This is a genomic window from Metallosphaera tengchongensis, assembly GCF_013343295.1.
GTDB classification, from domain to species: Archaea; Thermoproteota; Thermoprotei_A; order Sulfolobales; family Sulfolobaceae; genus Metallosphaera; species Metallosphaera tengchongensis.
On sequence record NZ_CP049074.1, the window covers coordinates 721,762 to 741,486 of the forward strand.

General features: G+C 44.8%; 23 protein-coding genes. 12 read left to right on the forward strand and 11 right to left on the reverse strand.

What is annotated here, in order from left to right:
- Window positions 1-2 precede the first annotated feature (2 nt).
- Window positions 3-608, reverse strand: coding sequence for a translin family protein (locus GWK48_RS03800; RefSeq protein ID WP_174629772.1), 606 nt, complete (start codon window positions 606-608; stop codon window positions 3-5).
- A gap of 205 nt (window positions 609-813) precedes the next feature.
- On the opposite strand from GWK48_RS03800, the gene GWK48_RS03805 reads away from it, so the two are divergent.
- Complete coding sequence (locus GWK48_RS03805; RefSeq protein WP_174629774.1) at window positions 814-1,758, forward strand: 3-hydroxyacyl-CoA dehydrogenase family protein; 945 nt, start codon at window positions 814-816, stop codon at window positions 1,756-1,758.
- Between the two features lie 8 nt (window positions 1,759-1,766).
- Here GWK48_RS03805 and GWK48_RS03810 read toward each other — a convergent pair whose 3' ends face one another.
- Window positions 1,767-2,312: a cupin domain-containing protein gene (locus GWK48_RS03810; protein WP_174629776.1), complete on the reverse strand. Its 546-nt coding sequence runs from the start codon at window positions 2,310-2,312 to the stop codon at window positions 1,767-1,769.
- A gap of 41 nt (window positions 2,313-2,353) precedes the next feature.
- Here GWK48_RS03810 and GWK48_RS03815 point away from each other — a divergent pair, with 41 nt between their 5' ends.
- Complete coding sequence (locus tag GWK48_RS03815; RefSeq protein ID WP_174629778.1) at window positions 2,354-2,545, forward strand: hypothetical protein; 192 nt, start codon at window positions 2,354-2,356, stop codon at window positions 2,543-2,545.
- A 127-nt stretch (window positions 2,546-2,672) separates the two neighbouring features.
- Here GWK48_RS03815 and GWK48_RS03820 read toward each other — a convergent pair whose 3' ends face one another.
- Window positions 2,673-3,221, reverse strand: coding sequence for a VIT1/CCC1 transporter family protein (locus GWK48_RS03820; protein ID WP_246263894.1), 549 nt, complete (start codon window positions 3,219-3,221; stop codon window positions 2,673-2,675).
- A gap of 50 nt (window positions 3,222-3,271) precedes the next feature.
- Here GWK48_RS03820 and GWK48_RS03825 point away from each other — a divergent pair, with 50 nt between their 5' ends.
- Both GWK48_RS03825 and GWK48_RS03830 read left to right on the forward strand, forming a co-directional pair.
- On the forward strand, window positions 3,272-3,655 hold the full coding sequence (locus tag GWK48_RS03825) for a hypothetical protein (protein ID WP_174629780.1): 384 nt from the start codon (window positions 3,272-3,274) through the stop codon (window positions 3,653-3,655).
- A gap of 134 nt (window positions 3,656-3,789) precedes the next feature.
- Complete coding sequence (locus GWK48_RS03830) at window positions 3,790-4,287, forward strand: adenosine-specific kinase (RefSeq protein ID WP_174629782.1); 498 nt, start codon at window positions 3,790-3,792, stop codon at window positions 4,285-4,287.
- Here the strand turns inward: GWK48_RS03830 and GWK48_RS03835 are convergent.
- Window positions 4,216-4,653, reverse strand: coding sequence for a DUF309 domain-containing protein (locus GWK48_RS03835; RefSeq protein WP_174629784.1), 438 nt, complete (start codon window positions 4,651-4,653; stop codon window positions 4,216-4,218). The two genes, GWK48_RS03830 and GWK48_RS03835, sit on opposite strands and share 72 nt — an antisense overlap.
- A 36-nt stretch (window positions 4,654-4,689) precedes the next feature.
- Here GWK48_RS03835 and amrS point away from each other — a divergent pair, with 36 nt between their 5' ends.
- On the forward strand, window positions 4,690-5,745 hold the full coding sequence (amrS, locus tag GWK48_RS03840; RefSeq protein ID WP_174632518.1) for an AmmeMemoRadiSam system radical SAM enzyme: 1,056 nt from the start codon (window positions 4,690-4,692) through the stop codon (window positions 5,743-5,745).
- 120 nt (window positions 5,746-5,865) lie between these two features.
- Here the strand turns inward: amrS and GWK48_RS03845 are convergent, their stop codons facing one another.
- The gene (locus GWK48_RS03845; protein WP_174629786.1) at window positions 5,866-6,429 is read right to left on the reverse strand and encodes a hypothetical protein; all 564 of its coding nucleotides are present in this window, start codon (window positions 6,427-6,429) and stop codon (window positions 5,866-5,868) included.
- Between the two features lie 70 nt (window positions 6,430-6,499).
- On the opposite strand from GWK48_RS03845, the gene GWK48_RS03850 reads away from it, so the two are divergent.
- Window positions 6,500-7,279: an enoyl-CoA hydratase/isomerase family protein gene (locus GWK48_RS03850; protein WP_174629788.1), complete on the forward strand. Its 780-nt coding sequence runs from the start codon at window positions 6,500-6,502 to the stop codon at window positions 7,277-7,279.
- A gap of 220 nt (window positions 7,280-7,499) precedes the next feature.
- Here GWK48_RS03850 and cyoE read toward each other — a convergent pair whose 3' ends face one another.
- From cyoE to GWK48_RS03870, 4 genes are all read right to left on the reverse strand, one after another.
- A complete protein-coding gene (cyoE, locus tag GWK48_RS03855; RefSeq protein ID WP_174629790.1) occupies window positions 7,500-8,360 on the reverse strand; it encodes a heme o synthase in 861 nt (286 codons plus the stop codon).
- Window positions 8,361-8,424: 64 nt separating this feature from the next.
- Entirely contained in the window at window positions 8,425-9,363 is a 939-nt protein-coding gene (locus GWK48_RS03860) for a homoserine dehydrogenase (RefSeq protein WP_174629792.1), read from the reverse strand.
- Complete coding sequence (locus GWK48_RS03865; protein ID WP_174629794.1) at window positions 9,360-10,019, reverse strand: B3/B4 domain-containing protein; 660 nt, start codon at window positions 10,017-10,019, stop codon at window positions 9,360-9,362. The genes GWK48_RS03860 and GWK48_RS03865 overlap by 4 nt, the downstream gene beginning before the upstream one ends.
- Entirely contained in the window at window positions 10,020-10,409 is a 390-nt protein-coding gene (locus tag GWK48_RS03870) for a CopG family ribbon-helix-helix protein (RefSeq protein ID WP_174629796.1), read from the reverse strand.
- Between the two features lie 40 nt (window positions 10,410-10,449).
- Here GWK48_RS03870 and tldD point away from each other — a divergent pair, with 40 nt between their 5' ends.
- The 4 genes from tldD to GWK48_RS03890 all read left to right on the forward strand — a co-directional run bounded on the left by tldD (window position 10,450) and on the right by GWK48_RS03890 (window position 14,810).
- Entirely contained in the window at window positions 10,450-11,784 is a 1,335-nt protein-coding gene (gene tldD / locus GWK48_RS03875) for a zinc metalloprotease TldD (protein ID WP_174632520.1), read from the forward strand.
- Window positions 11,777-13,030: a TldD/PmbA family protein gene (locus GWK48_RS03880; protein ID WP_174629798.1), complete on the forward strand. Its 1,254-nt coding sequence runs from the start codon at window positions 11,777-11,779 to the stop codon at window positions 13,028-13,030. Before tldD ends, GWK48_RS03880 begins: the two co-directional genes overlap by 8 nt.
- An 82-nt stretch (window positions 13,031-13,112) precedes the next feature.
- Window positions 13,113-13,538, forward strand: a complete 426-nt coding sequence (locus GWK48_RS03885; protein WP_174632521.1) for a universal stress protein — start codon at window positions 13,113-13,115, stop codon at window positions 13,536-13,538.
- A gap of 36 nt (window positions 13,539-13,574) precedes the next feature.
- The gene (locus GWK48_RS03890; protein WP_174629800.1) at window positions 13,575-14,810 is read left to right on the forward strand and encodes an FAD-dependent oxidoreductase; all 1,236 of its coding nucleotides are present in this window, start codon (window positions 13,575-13,577) and stop codon (window positions 14,808-14,810) included.
- Here GWK48_RS03890 and GWK48_RS03895 read toward each other — a convergent pair.
- Window positions 14,790-15,473 (reverse strand): biotin--[acetyl-CoA-carboxylase] ligase, encoded by a 684-nt coding sequence (locus GWK48_RS03895; RefSeq protein WP_174629802.1) that lies wholly within the window; start codon window positions 15,471-15,473, stop codon window positions 14,790-14,792. The genes GWK48_RS03890 and GWK48_RS03895 overlap by 21 nt on opposite strands.
- Entirely contained in the window at window positions 15,454-16,512 is a 1,059-nt protein-coding gene (locus GWK48_RS03900; RefSeq protein WP_174629804.1) for an L-threonylcarbamoyladenylate synthase, read from the reverse strand. Before GWK48_RS03900 ends, GWK48_RS03895 begins: the two co-directional genes overlap by 20 nt.
- 371 nt (window positions 16,513-16,883) lie before the next feature.
- Between GWK48_RS03900 and GWK48_RS03905 the strand changes: the two genes are divergently transcribed.
- Window positions 16,884-18,659, forward strand: a complete 1,776-nt coding sequence (locus GWK48_RS03905) for a cbb3-type cytochrome c oxidase subunit I (RefSeq protein ID WP_174632523.1) — start codon at window positions 16,884-16,886, stop codon at window positions 18,657-18,659.
- Window positions 18,660-18,704: 45 nt separating this feature from the next.
- Window positions 18,705-19,724, forward strand: coding sequence for a cytochrome c oxidase subunit II (locus GWK48_RS03910; RefSeq protein WP_174629806.1), 1,020 nt, complete (start codon window positions 18,705-18,707; stop codon window positions 19,722-19,724).
- Window position 19,725: the final 1 nt, after the last annotated feature.

A 19,725-nucleotide genomic window follows, 5' to 3' on the forward strand; every position in this document is an offset into this window, starting at 1 on the left:
TTTCATGTGTTATTTAATTTCCCCACTATTTCGGACAGGAATACGTCATGTCTGGTTTCCTCCAACACTCTCCTCATGGCGTCTATCTTTTGCCTGAGCCCAGGGACTAGGGACTTCGGGTATTCCAATTTCCATATTATGTCGTACAAGTTCTCCATCTCATCCAGTATTTCCTTCGCCTTAGAGCTATCCCCTTTTCTGAGCGTCTCTAAGGTCGCTCTCCTCATCTCCCCTATGGCGTCAGCAATCCCAGTAACGTAGTAGATATCTGGTATCCCTAGGTCAAGTGGTAAATCTAGCGGAACTCCAAAGTAAAAGGAGAGAACTACTGCTGCCTCGCTTATCTCTTGGTATGCTGTACCCACGTCACCGAATAGGAGTTCTGGGAAGCTCTGTATGATAGAGTTTATTTCTTGTATCTTTTCCTTAGCCTTGGAGTACTTTTCCAACGCTTCCTGTTTTCTTCCCCTGTGGGAAAGGGATATGGTCTCTCCGGAGTACCTTATCGCCTCTCTTGAGACTTGAATCAATTTTTCCCTGCTTTCAAATCTAGCCTTCAGTCTATCCTCGATCGAGTTTACGTAATCATTCAGTTGGTCCGAGAACATGGTGCAACATGAGGTAGATAACTACCAAGTCCTATAATCCTTACTGTTCTACCGGATTGACTGCTTTATTTCGTTTTTTGAGCAAGATTTGCTAAGAGATCTTTAAGGGCTTCACCGTGATGCAGCTATGGTTCTATAACTACCTATTACCCTTATACTGGATCTCTCACTATAAATTTATATTGCTTATACTGTATGAACTTCCATGCCGGAAAAGATATCAATCATAGGTGCAGGAGTGATAGGTGTAGGTTGGGCTACACTCTTTGCGTCAAAGGGGTATAAGGTTTCTTTATTTACGGAAAAGCAGGAGACGTTAAACAAAGGAATCGAGAAGTTGAGAAATTATTTACAAGTGATGAAAAACAATTCCCAGATTAATGATGACGTATCTCAGGTTCTCAATAGGGTTGAACCAACAACGGATCTTCAACAGGCTGTGAGTAATTCCTCATTTGTCATTGAGGCAATTATTGAGGACTATGACGCTAAGAAGAAGCTCTTTTCGACTCTGGACCAGCTTTTAGAAAAGGACGTCGTTCTAGCCAGCAGTACCTCAGGTCTTCTCATGACGGAGATACAGAAAGCCATGTCGAAACATCCTGAGAGAGGGGTGATAGCTCATCCTTGGAATCCACCACATCTACTCCCTCTGGTTGAGGTAGTCCCAGGAGAGAAGACCTCCCAAGAGGTTGTAGAAAGAACTAAGTCCCTTATGGAGAAATTGGACAGAGTAGTGGTTACCCTCAAGAAGGAGATACCGGGATTCATAGGTAACAGGTTGGCCTTCGCCCTCTTCAGGGAGGCACTATATCTTGTGGATGAGGGTGTTGCTACGGTGGAAGATATAGACAAAGTGATGACTGCCGCCATAGGCTTACGCTGGGCGTTCATGGGTCCCTTCCTAACATATCACCTTGGTGGTGGAGAAGGCGGGTTGGAATACTTCTTTAGTCGAGGTTTCGGTTTCGGCGCCAATGAATGGATGCACACTCTAGCTAAGTACGATAAGTTCCCCTACACAGGAGTTATAAAAGCGGTGAACCAAATGAAGGAGTACTCATTTATCAAGGGTAAGACCTTCGCAGAGATATCGAAATGGAGAGATGAAAAACTGTTGAAAGTGTACAAACTAGTCTGGGAAAAGTAGATAAAAATTTATTCACTTTCTCTAAATTCTAAAATCCCCATATTTTCCAGTAACCCGGAATCTGTGACGTCAAATAGTATTACCTCCTCAGTACCTGTATTCGTGTGGCTATGCTCGGAATTTGCAGGGACGACGAACACGTCTCCTTGTTCCCATCGAAACTCTCTACCGTCTATGACGGAGTACCCCTCCCCTTTCACCACTATATAAATGGATGCCATATTGTGGGAGTGAGGCTTAGTGCTCATTCCGGGTTTAATGTATTGAAAGCCTGCCATCATATTGGGCGTTAATCCCCTAGATCTCCCAGTGCTGGGGGAGTAAAACATTACTTTAGCAACTCCTTCCTCAACTTGTCCCTCGTCAGCCAACTTAGCCAAAAGGGGCAGTACTTGCTTGAACTTTATGACCTTTGGCAATACCCTTGGGGACTGCTCAGTGTGCTCCATATAAACAACTACCTTTAAATCTGTACTCTCTATCTGCTTGATCATGTCTCCTACGTTACTCCTCAACTGGTCCTGTAGATCCTTTCTTACTAGAAGTTTGGACATTGAGTTTAAAGAGTTTAAAAAGTATAAAAAGATGATGCTTTATGGATAAGAAATGTATTATAAAATCTGGATATGAGACTTGCGTGGAAATATGTGGTAGGCTAGTGTGCGATGAGGAGACAGTAAAGGAATACGCTGAGCTTTGCGAGAAGTGTAACAAGGGGGATCAGAAGGCATGCTTAGACCTGTATTCGAGGTATGGTTGTTGGAGTTCCACCGGCTGGTGGCTGTAAACCTTCAAACGATAAGAATTATAAAACTGTAGACTCTACTGGCCCCTCTTGGTCTAATCGGCGAGCCTTGCCCTTTTTTGTCAAGCAGAACTGGGCAAAATGGAGGGGCACCTTAACCTTCTAGGGTTTACTTTCCTAAAAGGAGAGATAGTACTACTGTGAACACTCCCCCTAAAGCTATGAATAGCCCCGACCTTATTTTATCCCACTTAGAGCCCTCGTATGCTAGCCCTAGTAGGAAAAGCTCAGCGAAGGACACCGCCATGGCATAGACTAGCCTATTGGTGACAAGCAATAGAAACAAGGCAAGTAACCCTAGGAAAGGTGAGAGACCGTGGGACAACACTGATAGAATAATTGTGGCTTTCATCCCATAGTCGTATACCGATCCTTTTAATCTCTTCATCATCTGCCTCTCCAGTCTTTCATACTCAATTCTCCTCTCTTTTACTTCTACGATAAGCGAGTTCCATGCAGAGGATATTCCTATTGCCACTAGTCCGGTTAGTACTGAGATTTCCGTAATTTTAACGGGCGCCCCGGCTAGTGTAGACGAGACTAACACTCCTAGGGATAGGAGGACTCCATCAAAAGCGCCAAGGATAACGTACCTCCTGAGCATTGGCCTTTCGTTCCTGAGAGAATACTTGAAACCATCAAGAAACTTCTCCAACACGACCCATATATTGATTCAACTTAAATATTAGTCTTCTTTATTGCCACTTCATGAGAAAGCAACTGCTCTTAGTCCTAGCCTTGATAGTGCTAGTGTTAACAATGGCTGGGGTGGTCTTGGCGTCATCCTATAGAACCACTCTAGTTATAAGTAAAAGTGGAACTTCCAGTGATTCAGAATACACCCTGCAGGTGAAAGTTCTAATGAACTACGGACCTTTCGGTGGAGAGCAACCCCTAAATGACGGAATAGTTCAGGTCTACGGACCCAATGGACAGTTTTACCGAAACTTCACCAATGCCAATGGAATTGTCACCTTCGTTTTACCTGCAGGAGAGTACAAGGTTGACGTAGCTAGCCTACACTACACGTTCAACGTGGATTTAAACCAGAACGTTGAAGCTACCTTAAGTTACGCCTACCTAGTTAGCTGAGTTTATGATACCACAAAGGTAAAAGAGAGAGACCGCATTAGATGTGGGATTTAATGACAAGATGCTTTGTTTCATGTAAAGGGAAAGGGATTTGATCGAGTTTAGTTTTTAAGTAGACCGGTTAACAATTAATTATGGAAGGTTCTCAGCTAAAAATGGAAGTTGTGAAAATAGATATACCAGAGGGGACAAACGTTATTCTTGGTCACTCCCACTTCATAAAGACGGTAGAGGACTTATATGAAACCCTTGCCTCTTCGTCCCCCTCTTTAAAGTTCGGTATTGCCTTCAGTGAAGCCAGCGGGAAGAGATTGATAAGGTACGATGGTAACGATGAGGAACTCGTCAAGTTAGCTATAGAAAATTGTAAAAGAATAGGTGCTGGCCACACTTTCGTAATCTATATTAAGAACGGGTTCCCCATTAACGTCCTCAACAGAGTGAAAATGGTAGAGGAAGTTGTTAGGATACACGCGGCAACAGCAAATCCTCTACAGGTTATCGTGGCGGAGACAGCTCAAGGTAGAGGAGTTATCGGGATCATTGATGGGATGACTCCCCTAGGCGTTGAGTCCGAGTCTGACGTAAAGGAGAGGAAGGAGATCCTCAGGAAGTTCGGATATAAGAGATAGAGCCTTTGCAATAAGTTCATCTGAGACTCTTGGGTTTTTCCTATACTTGATCATGGAGGCGCACAACAGGATTAATGCCTGAAGATACTTTCTCTCAGGGTCTTTTGATTGCCTCCATATACCTTCCAGCTTTTCGTGCGCTTCCCAAAACCTGCAGTCGTTAAGTAGATCCCAAATAGGGGGTTCGTCTCCACCTACCCTTACTGTGAATATCGGTTTCCCCATATCATGAATGGCCTCCTCCACGTTTCCTAAGACGTCAACCTCCTTGAACTTGCACTGCCTAATTTCAATGACCTCATAATTACTACCCCGTCTCTTTTCAATCTCCTGATTGATTGGATAAAATAGGAGAAACCTTTCCATCATCCTTTTATTTCTTAGATGAGAGTATATATTTTGATGCAGAAGGAAGCTACTTTATATAGAGTCGAAGGTAACAGGGTCAGATGTGTTGCGTGTGCTAGGAGGTGCTTACTAGGAGACAACAACGTGGGGTTCTGCGGAATTAGATCGGCAAATAACGGTAAGCTTTACCTTAACGTTTATGGAAAGGTCGCTGCAGCGCACGTTGATCCTATAGAGAAGAAACCTTTAGTACATTTTTACCCAGGTTCCAGCGTCTTCTCCTTCTCGACCTTTGGATGTAATTGGATGTGCGCCTACTGTCAAAATTTCGACATTAGCCAAAGGAGAAGGGCAGAAGGGGTAGACCTATCACCAGAGGAGATTGTAGAAATGGCTAGGGCTTACGAAGTTGAGGGAATAACATATACCTATAACGAACCGGCTATCTTCGCCGAGTTCGCCCACGACACCGGTGTGATAGCCAAAAAGTACGGTCTGTTGAACACCATGGTTACTAACGGTTATTGGACACCCGAGCTAGTGGATTACGTAAAAGATTTCCTTGATGCCGTAACCGTGGACTTTAAGGGTAACGGAGAGGAGAAGTTCATGAAGAGGTACACAGGAGCTTCAGGCCCTGAACCTATCTTTGAGACCATCAGGGAACTGATGAAGAGAGGTATACACGTGGAGATAACTGACCTAATCGTTCCGGAAATAGGAGATAATTTAGAGTGGGCTAAAAAGTTTCTAGGCAGACTTTTTGACATAGTGGGGCCAGACGTACCAATTCATTTCCTGAGGTTTCACCCGGACTATAAGCTAGATCGTCTTCCTTTGACTCCAGTGGAAACCTTGGAGAAGCATCAGAAACTGGCTAAGGAGACTGGGTTTAGGTACTCATACGTTGGTAACGTACCAGGACACCCCCTTGAGAGTACTTATTGCCCTGAGTGCAGAAGTGTAGCAATAGGGAGGGAAGGGTTCAGAATAACGACCTGGAACCTAACTGAGGACATGAGATGTAAGAGTTGCGGTTACCGACTACCAATAAAGGGGAAGCTTTCAAAGAACTACCTCGACATGAGGTTTCGTGAAGTTTACATTTAAAGATGAAACAAAGTGACAACGACTATACCCAAAAATAAAGGTAGAGTTCCGTAAAATTTAGTAGACATTAATGAGTGGAACAAACCTAGCCCTTCAATAAAATGAGGTCATATAGCTTAACTAGTATGAAATCGAAAGCTTCATATCAGCTACGTCATTGTTGGATATTATTACCTCCACTACGATATCGCCGCACCTCCTTTTCATGATTATTTTATTTTCCGTAAGGGAGACCTTAAGGTTGGAACAGTTGTTAAGGGATTTCAGCTTGAAATTGTAGTATGGGTTCCTTACCCTTCTCATGGCCTTGTTAACAACCTTTTCAAAAAGAGAGTTCAGGTCTATGACCTGGTCTTGTAGAAGGGGAATCTTTAGCTTCACTTCTATGTAATACTCGTTAACGTTTATCTCCATGTTGTCGAACTTCCTGCTGTATGCAAGGGTGAGCAGTATTGGCGAAATTAAGGAGTAAGCGGTAGCTATCAGGAGGAAATGTTTCATATACTCAAAGGTGAAAAGGACTGTCGAAGCAAAGGAGAGAGGGGTAACATAGAGTAGATACGGCGCTGAGTTCCAAAAGTCCCTCATTCTCCTTGTTATCAAGAGAGTAGATATGGGGGAACCAGCCCATGGAATCAATACCGTAAGCGACTGGAGAATTGTACCCCTCTCTAAACTGACCATGATAGTTATTACTGCACTGGGGAATTAAAGCATTAATACTACATGTTTTTATAAGTTACGCGTATCAACCATGGAATTTGAAACGATAGAGGTAAAAAAAGAAGGAACTTTAGCGTGGCTAATTTTAAATAGACCAGATAAGCTTAACGCTTTGAATTTAAAGTTGCTTGAAGAGCTTTATCAAGCAGTAAAAAATTTTGATTCTGATAATGACGTTAGAGTGATCATAATCACAGGGAAGGGGAAGGCGTTCTGTGCCGGAGCTGACATAACCCAGTTTACAGAGCTGACACCAGTCAATGCTTGGAAATTCGCCAAGAGAGGTAGAGAAGTTATGGACTTCATCGAGTCAATCGGTAAGCCCACCATAGCCATGATCAACGGTTACGCATTGGGTGGTGGTCTTGAGCTAGCTTTAGCTTGTGACATAAGAGTAGCATCTGAAGAGGCTCAATTAGGTTTACCTGAAATAAACTTGGGCATATATCCTGGATACGGAGGTACTCAAAGGTTAACTAGGATAGTTGGGAAAGGAAAAGCCCTAGAAATGATGATGACCGGGGACAGGATTCCGGCAAGAGACGCAGAGAGATATGGCTTAGTAAACTCGGTCTATCCTTCCGCTGACCTAGAGAAAGAGACTAGAAAGTTAGCTGAGAAAATATCAGAGAAATCACCAGTAGCCCTGTCCTTAATTAAGGAGATTGTGAACAGGGGCATAGACTCGAGCCTGCTAACTGGGCTCTCCATGGAGAGCTTAGGTTGGGGCACAATCTTCTCCACGGAGGACAAAAAGGAGGGAGTGGACGCGTTCCTAAAGAAGAGGAAACCTAACTTCAAAGGCATATGAGGTCTTTATATGGTCTGTTTTTCTCACCTGAACAGATTAGACTTGATCTGTAGGTTAGTCCAAACCCTTCTTCGTATTAATGCGGATCTTCTCCCCGCCCTAAAGAGTGAGGCTTTCCTCACTTTTGTAAGATGGAATCTATGAAGCACTGAAAAGCCAGAAAAAGACGAGCAACATGGCACGGGAGTTAATGGCTAGTACAACACTAAATATTCGTAATCTACCTAACGAAAGCTGAAATCATCACGAGAATCAGAAGGATTGCTAAATAGGGTGAAGAGAACTTAAATGACCTCCAAGCTTCCTCTCCAGTTGGATTCCTTATTAGTCTCACGCTGAAATACATCTGTAAAGCTGACAGAATAGAAGCTACCACAGCGTACACTATTCCGGTATAGAGTGAGAGCGCTAAGGCGAAAGGTATCATTAGGGCATTGGAAATAGCGATCATCTTCGCCGAAAAGTTCTCAGGCATTATGACCGGTAACATGGGAATTCCTGCCTTAGAATAGTCCTCTTTGAACCTCATGGCCAGTGCCCAGAAGTGTCCTGGAGTCCACATGAATATCAGAAGACCTAGTAGAAGGGAAGATATGGTAAAGGAAGATGTCGTGGATGCGAAACCTGCCCATGCCGCCGCACTTCCTGCTAAGCCTCCTATTACAATGTTCCACGGGCTTCTGGGTTTAAGCCACACGGTGTAAATAAGAATGTAAACTGCTCCCCCTAAGAAAATGAAGAAAGAAGTTAACAAGTTATCAAGCAGACCAACCAAGGTGCCCATCACAAGAAGCGCGATTCCCACGTATATAGCTTCCTTCTTAGAAACGTAACCCATAACTGTAGGTCTCTTTGAAGTTCTCCTCATAACTTTGTCCCTATCTATCTCTATTCCCTCGTTCACTATCATCGATCCTGCTGACGCTAGAGTACCTCCCACTAGGACAGCCAGGATATTGAGAGGCATTAGCTTACCTGAAAGGAACGCTCCAGAGAGCGCAGCCAGATCGAGCAACCAAATAATCCTGGGCTTACTGAGCTTAGCGTAATATATTAGTCTAGCCCTGACCGATAGAGCCAACCTATTTCACACTTTTTAATGTAAAGTTAGTGACTTATAAATATAAGTTTTCGAGATTTTGGCATCAAAATGTTCCTTTATACATAAGTACAATATCAGAGAAGACGCCGAAGGCTGCGTTCAGCGGGCCCGCTCCTGGCCCTATAATGACTACTTCCTGTACGTCTGTATGTACATCTAAGGCATTAGTAACTCCGTCCACGTGATAAAGTGGATCCTCAGGGGAGATTTCAGAAGTCATGACTCTCAATGATCCTTCACCGGCATTTGCTATCAACTTAATTTTCTTTCCCTTTCGTGCTGCTTCCTTTACCTTGTCCTGGGTCACGTCCTTTATTCCTGAGAACTCGACGTCCTTCAGTGTCACTGGTTTCTTGAGGGCGAAATTCGCCAAAATTGTAAGTTTGGCAGCTGCATCGAAACCATTAACATCATGTTCTGGGTCAGTCTCGGCGTACCCCCTTCTCTGAGCCTCCTTCAAGGCTGACAAGTAGTCCAACCCTTCGTTCATCCTAGTTAGGATGTAATTAGTTGTACCGTTTAGTATACCCCTTATCTTTCTCACCTCTGCAGCTCTCATGGCCCTCAGTAGGTTTATGGATGGAGTACCGCTCATAACTGTCGCTTGGAAGCCTACCTTGGCTCCATTCTTCTCAGCAACTGCCATTATTCTCGAAAAATTCAACGCAAGGGGAGCTTTGTTGGCTGTCACCACGTTAATCCCTCGGGATAAAGACTCCAGGTAGAGGGAGAGAGACGGTTCGCCATCTTCGTAATTAGCTGAGCTCACGTCGATCACTAAGTCCGGGTTAATTAGATCTAGTGCCTCTAGAACCGTACCCTCCTTATCAGGGTGGAAGTCCTCCCTTTGGTTTAACATTATACCTCTCCTAGTGACCACTCCTTCTACCTTAATGTCCAACCCCAATTTAGGTGAGCGCTCCCTGATCAAGGAGTTTAAGGCTTTTCCCACATTTCCGTATCCCAACATGAGGGCTTTCAATTTACTCTAACCTCATGAACAACCTTTCCTCCTAGACTTTTTAATAATTTAGTTGTCCTTTCAACAGCGTCCTTGACGAGTTCCTCACCTATCCCCCTGACTCCGGCACCAACTATTAGGACCTCTTCCGTGGATAAGGTGACACTGGTGACTACTGAGTCCCTATGGGGGTAAATGTGCATGACCTGACCACTCTCGTCCATCATAATGGGGACGTTAGGTCTCAAAACCTCGTCCTTATTCCCTATACCGCGAAACGCCTCTCCCCCTTTACTCATAACTATTCTTGGTTCCCCGACCACTTTGCTCAGGTCGTAGAGCCCTATGGAGATCAGAGTGTCTGCACTCACTACATTACCAGCATCGACGACGTCATTTATCCTCGGCAAAGGATTACCTCTGGTTATTCTCCTCCTTAAAGCCTCACCACTAGGTCTGACCTTTGTGGGGTCAATTCCGATCTTCCAGTAGAAGTCCCTGTAAGCTCTCACGATGGGAAGATCCTTGAGCTTCTCCACATCTTCGCCCTTATACCTCATCTCCAACTCCTTGAGCTCCTCCTCGAACCTGTTTACTCCATTCTTCAAGTCGACTACCTCGGTATGTGCTACAAAGATGCCCAATCCAGAACAGGCTTCTGAGACCTCTATCCTCAACTATTGCACCTCCAAAGACACGGATAATTTCACTTTTTTAACTCCCTTAGCTCCGCTTAAGGCTTTGGCCAACTGCTCTAGGTCTGCCCTTCGACCTTTAACCGCTACTGCCTCCATACATATCTTATCGTTTACGTGTATATGCATGGAGGAAATGACTTCAGACTCGAATCTGTGTTGTATTGAGATTATTTCGTTACCAGCATCTTCGTCGTATACGAGGTTCAGTATCCCTATAACTTCTGCGTTATGAGGAGCGTTCTCCCCTAGATAGTCAGTTAGGGCCTGTTGAACTATCCTAGACCTGTTAGTTCCAATCCTGTTTGCTTCATTTTCAAGTCTTCTCAGAAGGTTCTTGTCTATGGCCACGCTAATCTTTTCAACGTTCATTAAACAATAACTGGAACAGGAGGTTTTTAACTTGCACGAAATGGTTAAGAGGGCCGAGTCCTTAGGAGCGACTTTCGCAGATCTCAGGTTGTACGATGTGGAAACCTTAAGCATTCTTGTCACTGAGAGCCAAAGACAAGTGTCGTCCTTAGGCAGGGAAGTGGGTGGTTCTCTGAGAGTTTTGCTGAACGGAAACTGGGGGTATTCTCACTTTACTGATCCCTCCATGGACAATGTAGACCTAGCCGTAAGGTCAGCCTTTGGTGACGAGAAGGTGAACATAGTCATGCTGCCTCCAGTAAAGAAGAGCGTAGAGATAAAGCAGGAGAAGCCCTTGAATAAATCCCCCTTGGAAGTAGCTCAAGATATGGAGAAGCTAAAGGGAGAAATCCTGTCCTCAGAGCCCCGGGCTAAGAACGTTAACGTCAGGTTCAATATGTTAAAACTCCATAAGGAGTATTACAGTAACGAGGATCGAGAGATAGTGACGGATTATAGCTTGATGAGCGTCTCAGTTGGGGTCACCGCTAGGGAGGGCGACATTATAGCGTCAGCCCGGGTTTCAACTTCAACTTTCCTTGGATATCCCTTGGAAGTGTTTAACGTAAACGAGATGATACTGAACACCTTGAAAAGGCGAATTTCAAACCAGCTCAGAGGGAAACCCCCCAAGGGAGGGGAGCATGAGGTCATTTTAGCTCCAGATGTTGTAGGCGTGTTTTCTCACGAAGCCTTAGGACATTTGGCTGAAGCTGACCTCGCTGTCAACGGGATATTAGGAAATCTGAGGGGCAAGAAAATAGCGCAGGATTACGTCACAGTTGTTGACTCTGGGAGAGCTGTTGGGCCCATGGCTCAAGGGATCACCGAGTTTGACGACGAAGGTATAGAGGCTAGAGACGTTAAGATAGTTGACTCTGGGGTAGTCTCAGAGTTCCTTGTGGACAGATACTATTCAGCCTACCTGGGTCAGAGACCAACTGGGAACGGGCGTGCTGAGGATTTCAGACACCCAGTTCTCATCAGGATGAGAAACACTTTCATGTTACCTGGAGACTGGGGTAAGGACGAGCTCATTAGAGAAGTTAAGCATGGTTACCTGCTAGTTTCACCCCTAGGGGGACAGACAAGCCCTGACGGGACGTTCCAGTTCGGGATTCAAGAGGGTTACGTAATAGAGGACGGGGAGGTCACAGAACCGCTGAGGAACACGGGAATATCCGGGTACACGCTCGAGACGCTCACAAAAATCACTGGCGTGTCAAAGGACTTTGACATGTGGCCTGGGTACTGTGGAAAAGGAGGTCAAAGCGTTCCTGTAGGAACTGGAGGCCCTTTCATTAAGGTTAAGGTAAAGGTGGGAGGAGTTGAGTGATATATACAAGATAATTGAAAGGTGTAAAGCCCTCGGCTACACCTGCGAAGTGTATGGCGTAGACAGGTTGGAGTACAATGTCAGGGTGGAGAAGCAGTATTACTCAGGTAGTTTGAGAGATAGGGGATATGGCGTGAGGGTTTTCAAGGAAGGGAGGGTTGGATTCTCCTTTGGATCCAACGTGAGCGAGGCTCTACTAGAGAAGGCAATTGATGCGTTAGGGGTGTCAGACAGGGACGAATACAACACCCCTCCCCCTAGAAGCAAGCCGACCCTGATCGGTATAAAGCCAGCTCGAGTGGATGAGAACGCCTTAAAGGAATTAGTGAAGAGCCTAGAGGAACTCAAGGAAAGAATTAATGTTCTTGGAATATATTCCGGCGTAGAGAAGGTAAAGGTCAGCATCGCGAGCACGGAAGGAACAGAGGCTGAGGAAGAGAGAGGCGAAGTTTACGCTGGAATAATGGCTAATTTCAGGAATGAATCGTTAGTTACCCCTGAGATATATGAATCGTCCCAGGCGAGGGATATAAAAGACCTCGATATTGAGGAGTTGAAAGAAAGGATAGCGAGAAAAGTCCAAATTACAAAGCAAAGGGTTAAACTGGACAAACCCCCAACAAAAGTTGTTCTGAACGTAAAGGCAGTCGCACAATTAGTGGCTCCCCTTGTTTCCTATTCCGTGAACGGAGAAAACGTTTTCAGGGGTAAAACATCGCTGAAACTCCATGGAGTTTACGGTTCCATAACCATTGTGGATGATCCTAGGGATGTCAAATCGCCCTACAGTAGATCCTTTGACGGGGAGGGGCAGGAAACCTCACCTACTGTCCTCTTTGAGAAAGGAAAGTTTACTAACGTTCTGACCAACTGGTACTGGTCGAGAAGAGGTAACGTTAAGAACACGGCGTCAGCTGTGAGATCGTTCTCCTCAGTTCCTCACATAGGGGTGACAACTATCAAGTTTGATCCGTCAGAAAAAGACGACCTAGAGGAGGGCGATCTAGTCGTGGATCAAGTGCAAGGAGTTCACACGAGCAACTGGGATACAGGAGAGTTTGGCGTTGTAGCATCAATAGCTTGGATAATAAAGGGAGGAGACGAGATGGGAGTCAGGGAAGCCATATTATCAGGAGACCTTAAGTCAGTATTGAAGGGAGTTAAAGGTGGAATTGGGAAGAGAAGGAGGGAGGACAACACTGAGTCTCCCGACCTTTCCATTGAGGGATTGAGGGTAACATATTAATTAACAAAGTTAACGTTTTCCTATGACAATTTAACCGTGGGAAGATTTAAAAGAAGCATTAACACATTTCAATTTGAGAAAAATGTTTAAACGTATGCTTTTGGCATATGATGGATCGGAAAATTCGAAAAGAGCTTTGGACGTTGCAGTGGATCTAGCCAAGAGGTACGAGGCTAAACTTGACGTCATTGAGGTAGTAGATACCTCAGTGATTATTGGGGCTGGTGTAGGTCCTGTACCTCCGGACGTAATTGAGTCCCTCTACGCCAAGGCCAGGGCAGACATAGAGTACGCTAAAAAGGTAGCTGAACAAGGATCGATAAAAGCTGAGGGGATTATACTGGAGGGAGACCCTGCGTCTGCTGTGCTAGACTACGCGTCTAAGAATGGGGTTGACCTCATAGTGACTGGTAGTAGAGGCCTATCCACAATAAAAAGGATGCTCCTAGGTAGCGTATCTTCGAGAATTATCCACGAGTCTAAGATCCCTGTCTTAGTAGTCAAGTAGTCCCTTTTTTATTTTAGGTTTAGCTTTTATGATCTCATGAAAGTTGTGGTTGTAGGTTCGGGTCCCTCTGGGCTTTACGCTGCTCTGACAGCGTCCCAGAGAGGGAGTAAGGTAACGCTAGTGGAGAAGTCAGACAAGTTGGGAGGGACGTGCGTTCTCTTCGGTTGCATTCCTTCTAAGGCAATGATGGCACCGTTGGGGGCTAGTTACTTCCTCTCTAAATATGATAAAAAGGTAGACATATCCTTTCATGAACTCCAGGAAGGAATGAGGACAGTAGTAAACAGAGTAAGCAAAGGGGTGGAGTATATGTTAGAATCCTCAGGAGTTGAAGTTGTCCATGGGGAAGCTAGACTAAACGGGGGGAAAGTTGAGGTAAACGGTCAAACCTTGGAGCAGGATACAGCGGTGATAGCCCCAGGAATGGAGAAGCCTGAGGTACCTGGAACAATTTCCTCAGACGACCTGCATTACATAACCAAAGACTTCACGAGCGTCCTCCTAGTGGGAGGAGGAGTGGGTGGAGTGGAGTACGGATGGTTGTTACACATGGCTGGTAAAAAGGTGACTATTGTAGAAAGGGAGAACCTGCTCTTACCAGGTCATGATAAAGACCTGAGGAGTGGAGTGACCTCCATGTTGAAGAGAATGGGATTAGAAGTACTTACCAACTCTAACGTTCAAATTGATAGTAATGACCTGAAGATTAACGGTGAAAGGGTGGACTACGATCTGGTGGTGTATACATTCGGGAGAAAGGTCAGGGCTAAAGGGTTCGAGACACTAATGAAGGGAAAGTGGCTTGAAGTGGATCAGTACATGAGAACTGGACTGCCTAACGTATACGCATCTGGCGACGCTACAGGAAGTTTTACTGCACACGAGGCGATACATAAGGGGATAGCTGCTGGGGCTAACGCTTCTGGCGACAGGCGTATGTATAATGGAACTGCCGTTCCTAAGGTACTATACACCCATCCGGAGATAGCTTACGTTGGAAACACTGAAGGGACATGCGTAAAGTTATCCATGGCTGAAGTAGTAAGGGCTGTCGCGGAAAAAGCTACCGAAGGCTTCGTAAAGATATGCAAAAACGATGAAGGCTATATCAATGGAGGGGTAGCTCTTAGTGAGAGGGCCGAAGATATGATTACTGTGGTATCTTTACTAATGAGATTGAACGTGAGGTTAAGCCAGGCTAAAGATCTGATGTTTCCCCACCCATCTTACCTTGAGGGCATCTGGGAAGCGTTAAGGAGACTCGAGCCTTAAAACTTCCTCCACCTCAAATATACCACATTCTGTCACGAGCCTTCCGTATCTGTCGACGAATAAGGCTTTGCAAGTTTTCTCCCAATCCTTTCCAATAAGCCTGACCTGTTTATCCTTCACGTAGAGGTATTTGTTTAATTCGGTAAATGTCTCTTCATAACCCTTGATAATGTACTCATTGATTTCATGGAGGATTTCTCCTAACATCTTATCGTTATCGATATCTCTTCCCAACTCCAGCTTTAATGATGTAGCCGATAGGTCTTGAGGAAACTCGGTCACGTTAGTGTTTATACCAAAGCCTATGAAGCCAGTGTTAGCATCTCCTTCATTTATAGCCTCTAGAAGGATCCCAGCTACCTTCTTCCCGTTTACAACAATGTCGTTGGGCCATCTTATCTGTGCCGTCACATATTTTGAAACTATTCTCCTTATCGCTAGGGCTACCCTCAACGTAGAGACGCCAATCTGCTCCACGTTGAAATTTTTCAGCACATAGGTTACCCAAAGACCTCCTTTGGGCGAGTACCACTTTCTCCCGTACCTTCCCCTAGCCCTTGTCTGCTCACTAGCTACTACTACGAAATCCCCTTCCAACATTGAGCTTACAGCTTCAGCAAAGTCCTGAGTCGAGGTTACTTTTTCAAGATAAATCGTTTGCATACCTTTCTACATCCTCCAGAGAGCTAATTACCCTGTGCGCCGACGCCTTTTTAGCTCTATTCATAATTGCGAGGCCTATTCCCCTCTCAGGGAAGGATTCCATCACACCTATATCCCCGTCCATGGAGTCTAGCTCCCTGAAAGATTTGAAGAGATTTTTAGCAACCGTGTAGAGGTTCTCCTTCGTTCCCATCACGATCTTAGGTGGAGCTAGGTCAGCACAAGTCTCTGCTGAGCAGAGGGCAACAGCTTTCCTCCTCTGCCTGAATAGGTTAACTACATCACTAAAGATAGAGTTCTTCTCCACGATGTAAAGTGGCTTGGTTGGAGCGTAATGCTTGTACTTCATTCCGGGGGCCAAGGCCATAGCTGACTCTTTAGCCTCCACGACCTCCTTAGGTAAAATTACATCTCCAAAAAGGTTTCTGAGCTCCTCTACAGTAAAAGGACCTGGCCGTAGCAGGACAGGTGGGGTCGTCGTTACGTTTATTACTGTGGACTCAACACCGAAGAAGGTCTCCCCGCCATCCAGAATGACGTCCACTGATCCATCTAGGTCCTCCTCCACATGATCTGCGGTTGTTGGACTGGGTCTAGTAGCCAAATTAGCGCTAGGAGCGGCTATTGGCAGTTCACTCTCCCTAATTAATTGGAGGGCAATCGGGTGTGCTGGCATCCTTACTGCAACAGTGTCCAAACCACCTGTCGTCTCAGGGGGAACTACGTCCCGTTTCTTCAATACGAGGGTAAGGGGACCTGGCCAAACCTTCTGCGCGATCTCCATTACACTTTCGCTTATGTCCTTGGCGACCTCCTCCAACTGTTCAAAGTCGGCTATATGGACTATCAAAGGATTATCCATAGGTCTTCTTTTAGCCCTAAAGATTCCCTCTACAGCCCTTGGGTTTAGCGCGTCAGCCCCCAGACCGTATACAGTCTCTGTAGGAAAGGCTACCAGTCCACCCGCTTTAATGACTTCTGCTGCTTTCCTTATACTATCAGCCTCAGGGTTCAGCGGGTCAACCTTGAGTCTTATCATATAGCTTTTTATGAAGATACCTAAGCTATATATTTGTAGTGATGAGGAACCTCCGAGGCTAATTGATGGCATAGGCGCTCTTTGCTGAGGGTTTGATCGGTGATATATGAGGTGATCTCTGAGCGATGATGATGGATATTACTTTCAGCTAGAGACATAGCCCTAGAAAACTGTAGTCGATGACCTCAAGTGAACTCTTTGGACATACGGAACTTATCACCACAATACCATTACGTCCCTCAATTAGATTAGAAGTGTTTCTTTATTTATTTAATTGATTTTTACGGTATAAACTTTGTTAAAGTCAATATCGCGCATTTATCTAAAGTTAAGGATATAGAATGAAACGACAAAAACTCCTTGTGAACAATATGGGACTAAAGGAATTTGTAGTCTCGTTATTCCAATTAGACAAAGATTGGACCACTAGAATCGTTATGGCTATGCTCGTTATGGGAGTCATCTGGGGTTTGTTAGGTGTGATTGACTCCCTTATGGTAAGAATACAAGAAGCGGCGTGGGGATTAAGCGGGACGTTGGTGTTCACCCCACAGGAATACTTCGCTAGTATAACACTTCACGCCGAAAGAGACTTATTTGGCTTTGCTCAACAGGTTATTTATGCTATTTTCATTTATTTTACAATTAAACTACTTAATATTCAACCTAGAGCCAAGTGGCTCTTAAACATCTCCTTTATCTTGATCAACATCTCCATGATGTTCATGGAGGGGCCAATAATCGTGGCACCTACCTTTAATGATAATTACTTCAGCGCCACGGATTGGTACTACATATCTCCCATGGGATTACCCAACTACTCAAACTACGTAGTGTCTCCTCTATTCTTCTACGGTTGGATCATGTTAGACGCCTTCACCTATCTGGCGGGTATTTGGATAGTTTATCATTACTACGTTGCTTCAAAACAGCTTAAGGAAAAGCTTCCAGTACCTCTAGTGTTCTTCCTGATGAATACTTTACTGTTCATGATAGGATACTCAGGAGTCACAGCAGCTGACGTATGGGACGTCCTGGCTTTCTACAATGTAGTGCAACTGGATCCAATAGCTAACCAAATCGCCTTCTGGATATTCGGACATGCCGTAGTGTACATGGCATGGTTACCTGCCATAGGAGCTCTGTATCTACTGATCCCAACCTTAGCTAACAAACCGTTGTTTAGCGATAGAATGGGAAGAATATCGGCACTGCTTTACCTTATCTTCTCGAACAACGTACCCATCCACCACCTTTACATGGTGAACCTACCAGTTTCAATTAAAATCTTACAAGAAGTTCTAACGTATGCTGTAGTAGTTCCATCAATGATGACCTTCCTTAACCTTTGGGCAACTGTAAAGGGTGCCCAGGTCAAATTCAATGTCATAACTGCTTTCACAGTAACGTCCTTCACCGGTGCCATAGCAGCTGGAGTTACCGGGATATCAAACGCCACCATAGCCTTCGATGCCATAATACATAACACAGACTGGGTTGTGTCCCACTTCCATGCTATGATATTGTTGTCAATAGTTCCTGCAGCCATGGCCGTTCTATATTTCATGATCCCTATGATGACTGGGAGGCAATGGTTCTCTAGGAAGATGGCTTGGTTCCATTGGGTAGGTTACGTGCTGGGTTCTATTCTCTTTGTTATTGGTTACGAGTTGCAGGGGTTTGAGGGCATAGTAAGGAGAGCTGAAATTTACCCACGAGTCCCTACTCTGGTCTCGGCTGAACTAATATCCACCGTTGGGGCGGTAATAGCTCAATTGGCTACATTGGCGTGGTTCCTTAATTTGGTTCTAACCTTAGTTAAGGGCAGAACAGCTAACCTTGAAGGAGTTGGATTAGGCCAATTAATTGGAACTGTTGGGGCTGCGCTGGAGTGGCCTGAAGAAAATATTAATATCCCAACTTTATTTAGTAAAATCATGACTTTCAGTAAAATCAAGGTCAAAAGAGGGTTAGGAATCCAATGGAGCCTAGGAGTTCTGGGGGCACTTATTATTGTGATTAGTATGTTCCCCTTAGCACTGTCTGGAAACACTTACAATGAAATGCCGTATCTATGGATAATCCTATTAACGATAGGAATAGTCCTTGTGTCTTATCCAGTATTAAAGGGTGCTAAAAGTTTATGAAACAAGTTTTTTTAATTTTTATGCGTTTTAGTTGAGGTGATATAAATGGATAAAAAAGAGAAATATGAGCTCGCGTGGGCATTGTTCGTAATAGTCCTATTTGCAGTCGTGATAGTGGGAACTCTACCTCAGGATTTTCTGGTTGGCGGAGTCCCCAGCTCGCTCTCCCCCATTAAAAACGATCCGGCAAACGTCATCTACACAAGGGTCGTTTCGAGTCAATATGTATTTCAAGTAAGGGAATCAGGTGCTATAAATGCTTTAGAGGACGGTTCTCCAAGCCTCTATAACTTAATAATAGCTCATCCAGGTGATTGGCTTAACCTTACAATGACCTCTAGCGACGTCACTGAGAATTTCTATTTCCCAGATTACGCTGGACAGGTGATTGATGACCAGATAGTTCCAGGACTGGTCACTTATGATGCACTTAAGGTCCCCAACTTAACTGGTCCTTACGTGTTCCTGAACGGAGAATATAACGGTCCGTGGTTCAGCTATCAGACTGGGGAACTGCTTGTAATCCCGCAGTCTGGATACTTCACATCCAGCTCGATACTGACTCTATCTCAACAAGACTCTAAGGCACAAACTAGCGGTTTAGTTGGCGATCCTTACAATCCACCGATCCTGAACGTTAACGGACCCATTACGTTAGTGACAGATAAATACGGACTGTTTAACGATAGCGTTCCTGGTCCTACACTAGTGGTTAAAGCAGGCAATCAGGTTACCCTCAACTTAATATTTTCTACCCCTAACAGCGACCACAATTATCTATACAACTACTCAGTGTCCGGACAAGCCTCACCTGTGACTGACGTTAACGTTGGGATATATGCAGTTTGGTGGAACGGAACAATTACCCCAGTGATCCAGAAGCCAATAACTTACGGTACTCCTATTACATTCACTTTCAACGCAACAGCCCCCGCATACGTCTACGGCATAGTGACTCCGGTCTTCAATAACTACAACCCCAATGGAATGTCCAACAATTTCATCGGCCAAGATAAAGGACTAGTCATGGGTGCTTGGGGGACTATCCTCGTTACTAACGGGTGAT

Coding starts and splice junctions, on each gene's coding strand:
- GWK48_RS03890 (WP_174629800.1), top strand. CDS start 13,575: ATGAAAGTTGTGGTTGTAGGTTCGGGTCCCTCTGGGCTTTACGCTGCT.
- GWK48_RS03805 (WP_174629774.1), top strand. CDS start 814: ATGCCGGAAAAGATATCAATCATAGGTGCAGGAGTGATAGGTGTAGGT.
- amrS (WP_174632518.1), top strand. CDS start 4,690: ATGCAGAAGGAAGCTACTTTATATAGAGTCGAAGGTAACAGGGTCAGA.
- GWK48_RS03900 (WP_174629804.1), bottom strand. CDS start 16,512: ATGATAAGACTCAAGGTTGACCCGCTGAACCCTGAGGCTGATAGTATA.
- GWK48_RS03905 (WP_174632523.1), top strand. CDS start 16,884: ATGGGACTAAAGGAATTTGTAGTCTCGTTATTCCAATTAGACAAAGAT.
- GWK48_RS03810 (WP_174629776.1), bottom strand. CDS start 2,312: ATGTCCAAACTTCTAGTAAGAAAGGATCTACAGGACCAGTTGAGGAGT.
- GWK48_RS03800 (WP_174629772.1), bottom strand. CDS start 608: ATGTTCTCGGACCAACTGAATGATTACGTAAACTCGATCGAGGATAGA.
- GWK48_RS03895 (WP_174629802.1), bottom strand. CDS start 15,473: ATGCAAACGATTTATCTTGAAAAAGTAACCTCGACTCAGGACTTTGCT.
- GWK48_RS03870 (WP_174629796.1), bottom strand. CDS start 10,409: ATGAACGTTGAAAAGATTAGCGTGGCCATAGACAAGAACCTTCTGAGA.
- GWK48_RS03850 (WP_174629788.1), top strand. CDS start 6,500: ATGGAATTTGAAACGATAGAGGTAAAAAAAGAAGGAACTTTAGCGTGG.
- GWK48_RS03815 (WP_174629778.1), top strand. CDS start 2,354: ATGGATAAGAAATGTATTATAAAATCTGGATATGAGACTTGCGTGGAA.
- GWK48_RS03910 (WP_174629806.1), top strand. CDS start 18,705: ATGGATAAAAAAGAGAAATATGAGCTCGCGTGGGCATTGTTCGTAATA.
- GWK48_RS03825 (WP_174629780.1), top strand. CDS start 3,272: ATGAGAAAGCAACTGCTCTTAGTCCTAGCCTTGATAGTGCTAGTGTTA.
- GWK48_RS03835 (WP_174629784.1), bottom strand. CDS start 4,653: ATGGAAAGGTTTCTCCTATTTTATCCAATCAATCAGGAGATTGAAAAG.
- GWK48_RS03885 (WP_174632521.1), top strand. CDS start 13,113: ATGTTTAAACGTATGCTTTTGGCATATGATGGATCGGAAAATTCGAAA.
- GWK48_RS03845 (WP_174629786.1), bottom strand. CDS start 6,429: ATGGTCAGTTTAGAGAGGGGTACAATTCTCCAGTCGCTTACGGTATTG.
- GWK48_RS03830 (WP_174629782.1), top strand. CDS start 3,790: ATGGAAGGTTCTCAGCTAAAAATGGAAGTTGTGAAAATAGATATACCA.
- tldD (WP_174632520.1), top strand. CDS start 10,450: ATGGTTAAGAGGGCCGAGTCCTTAGGAGCGACTTTCGCAGATCTCAGG.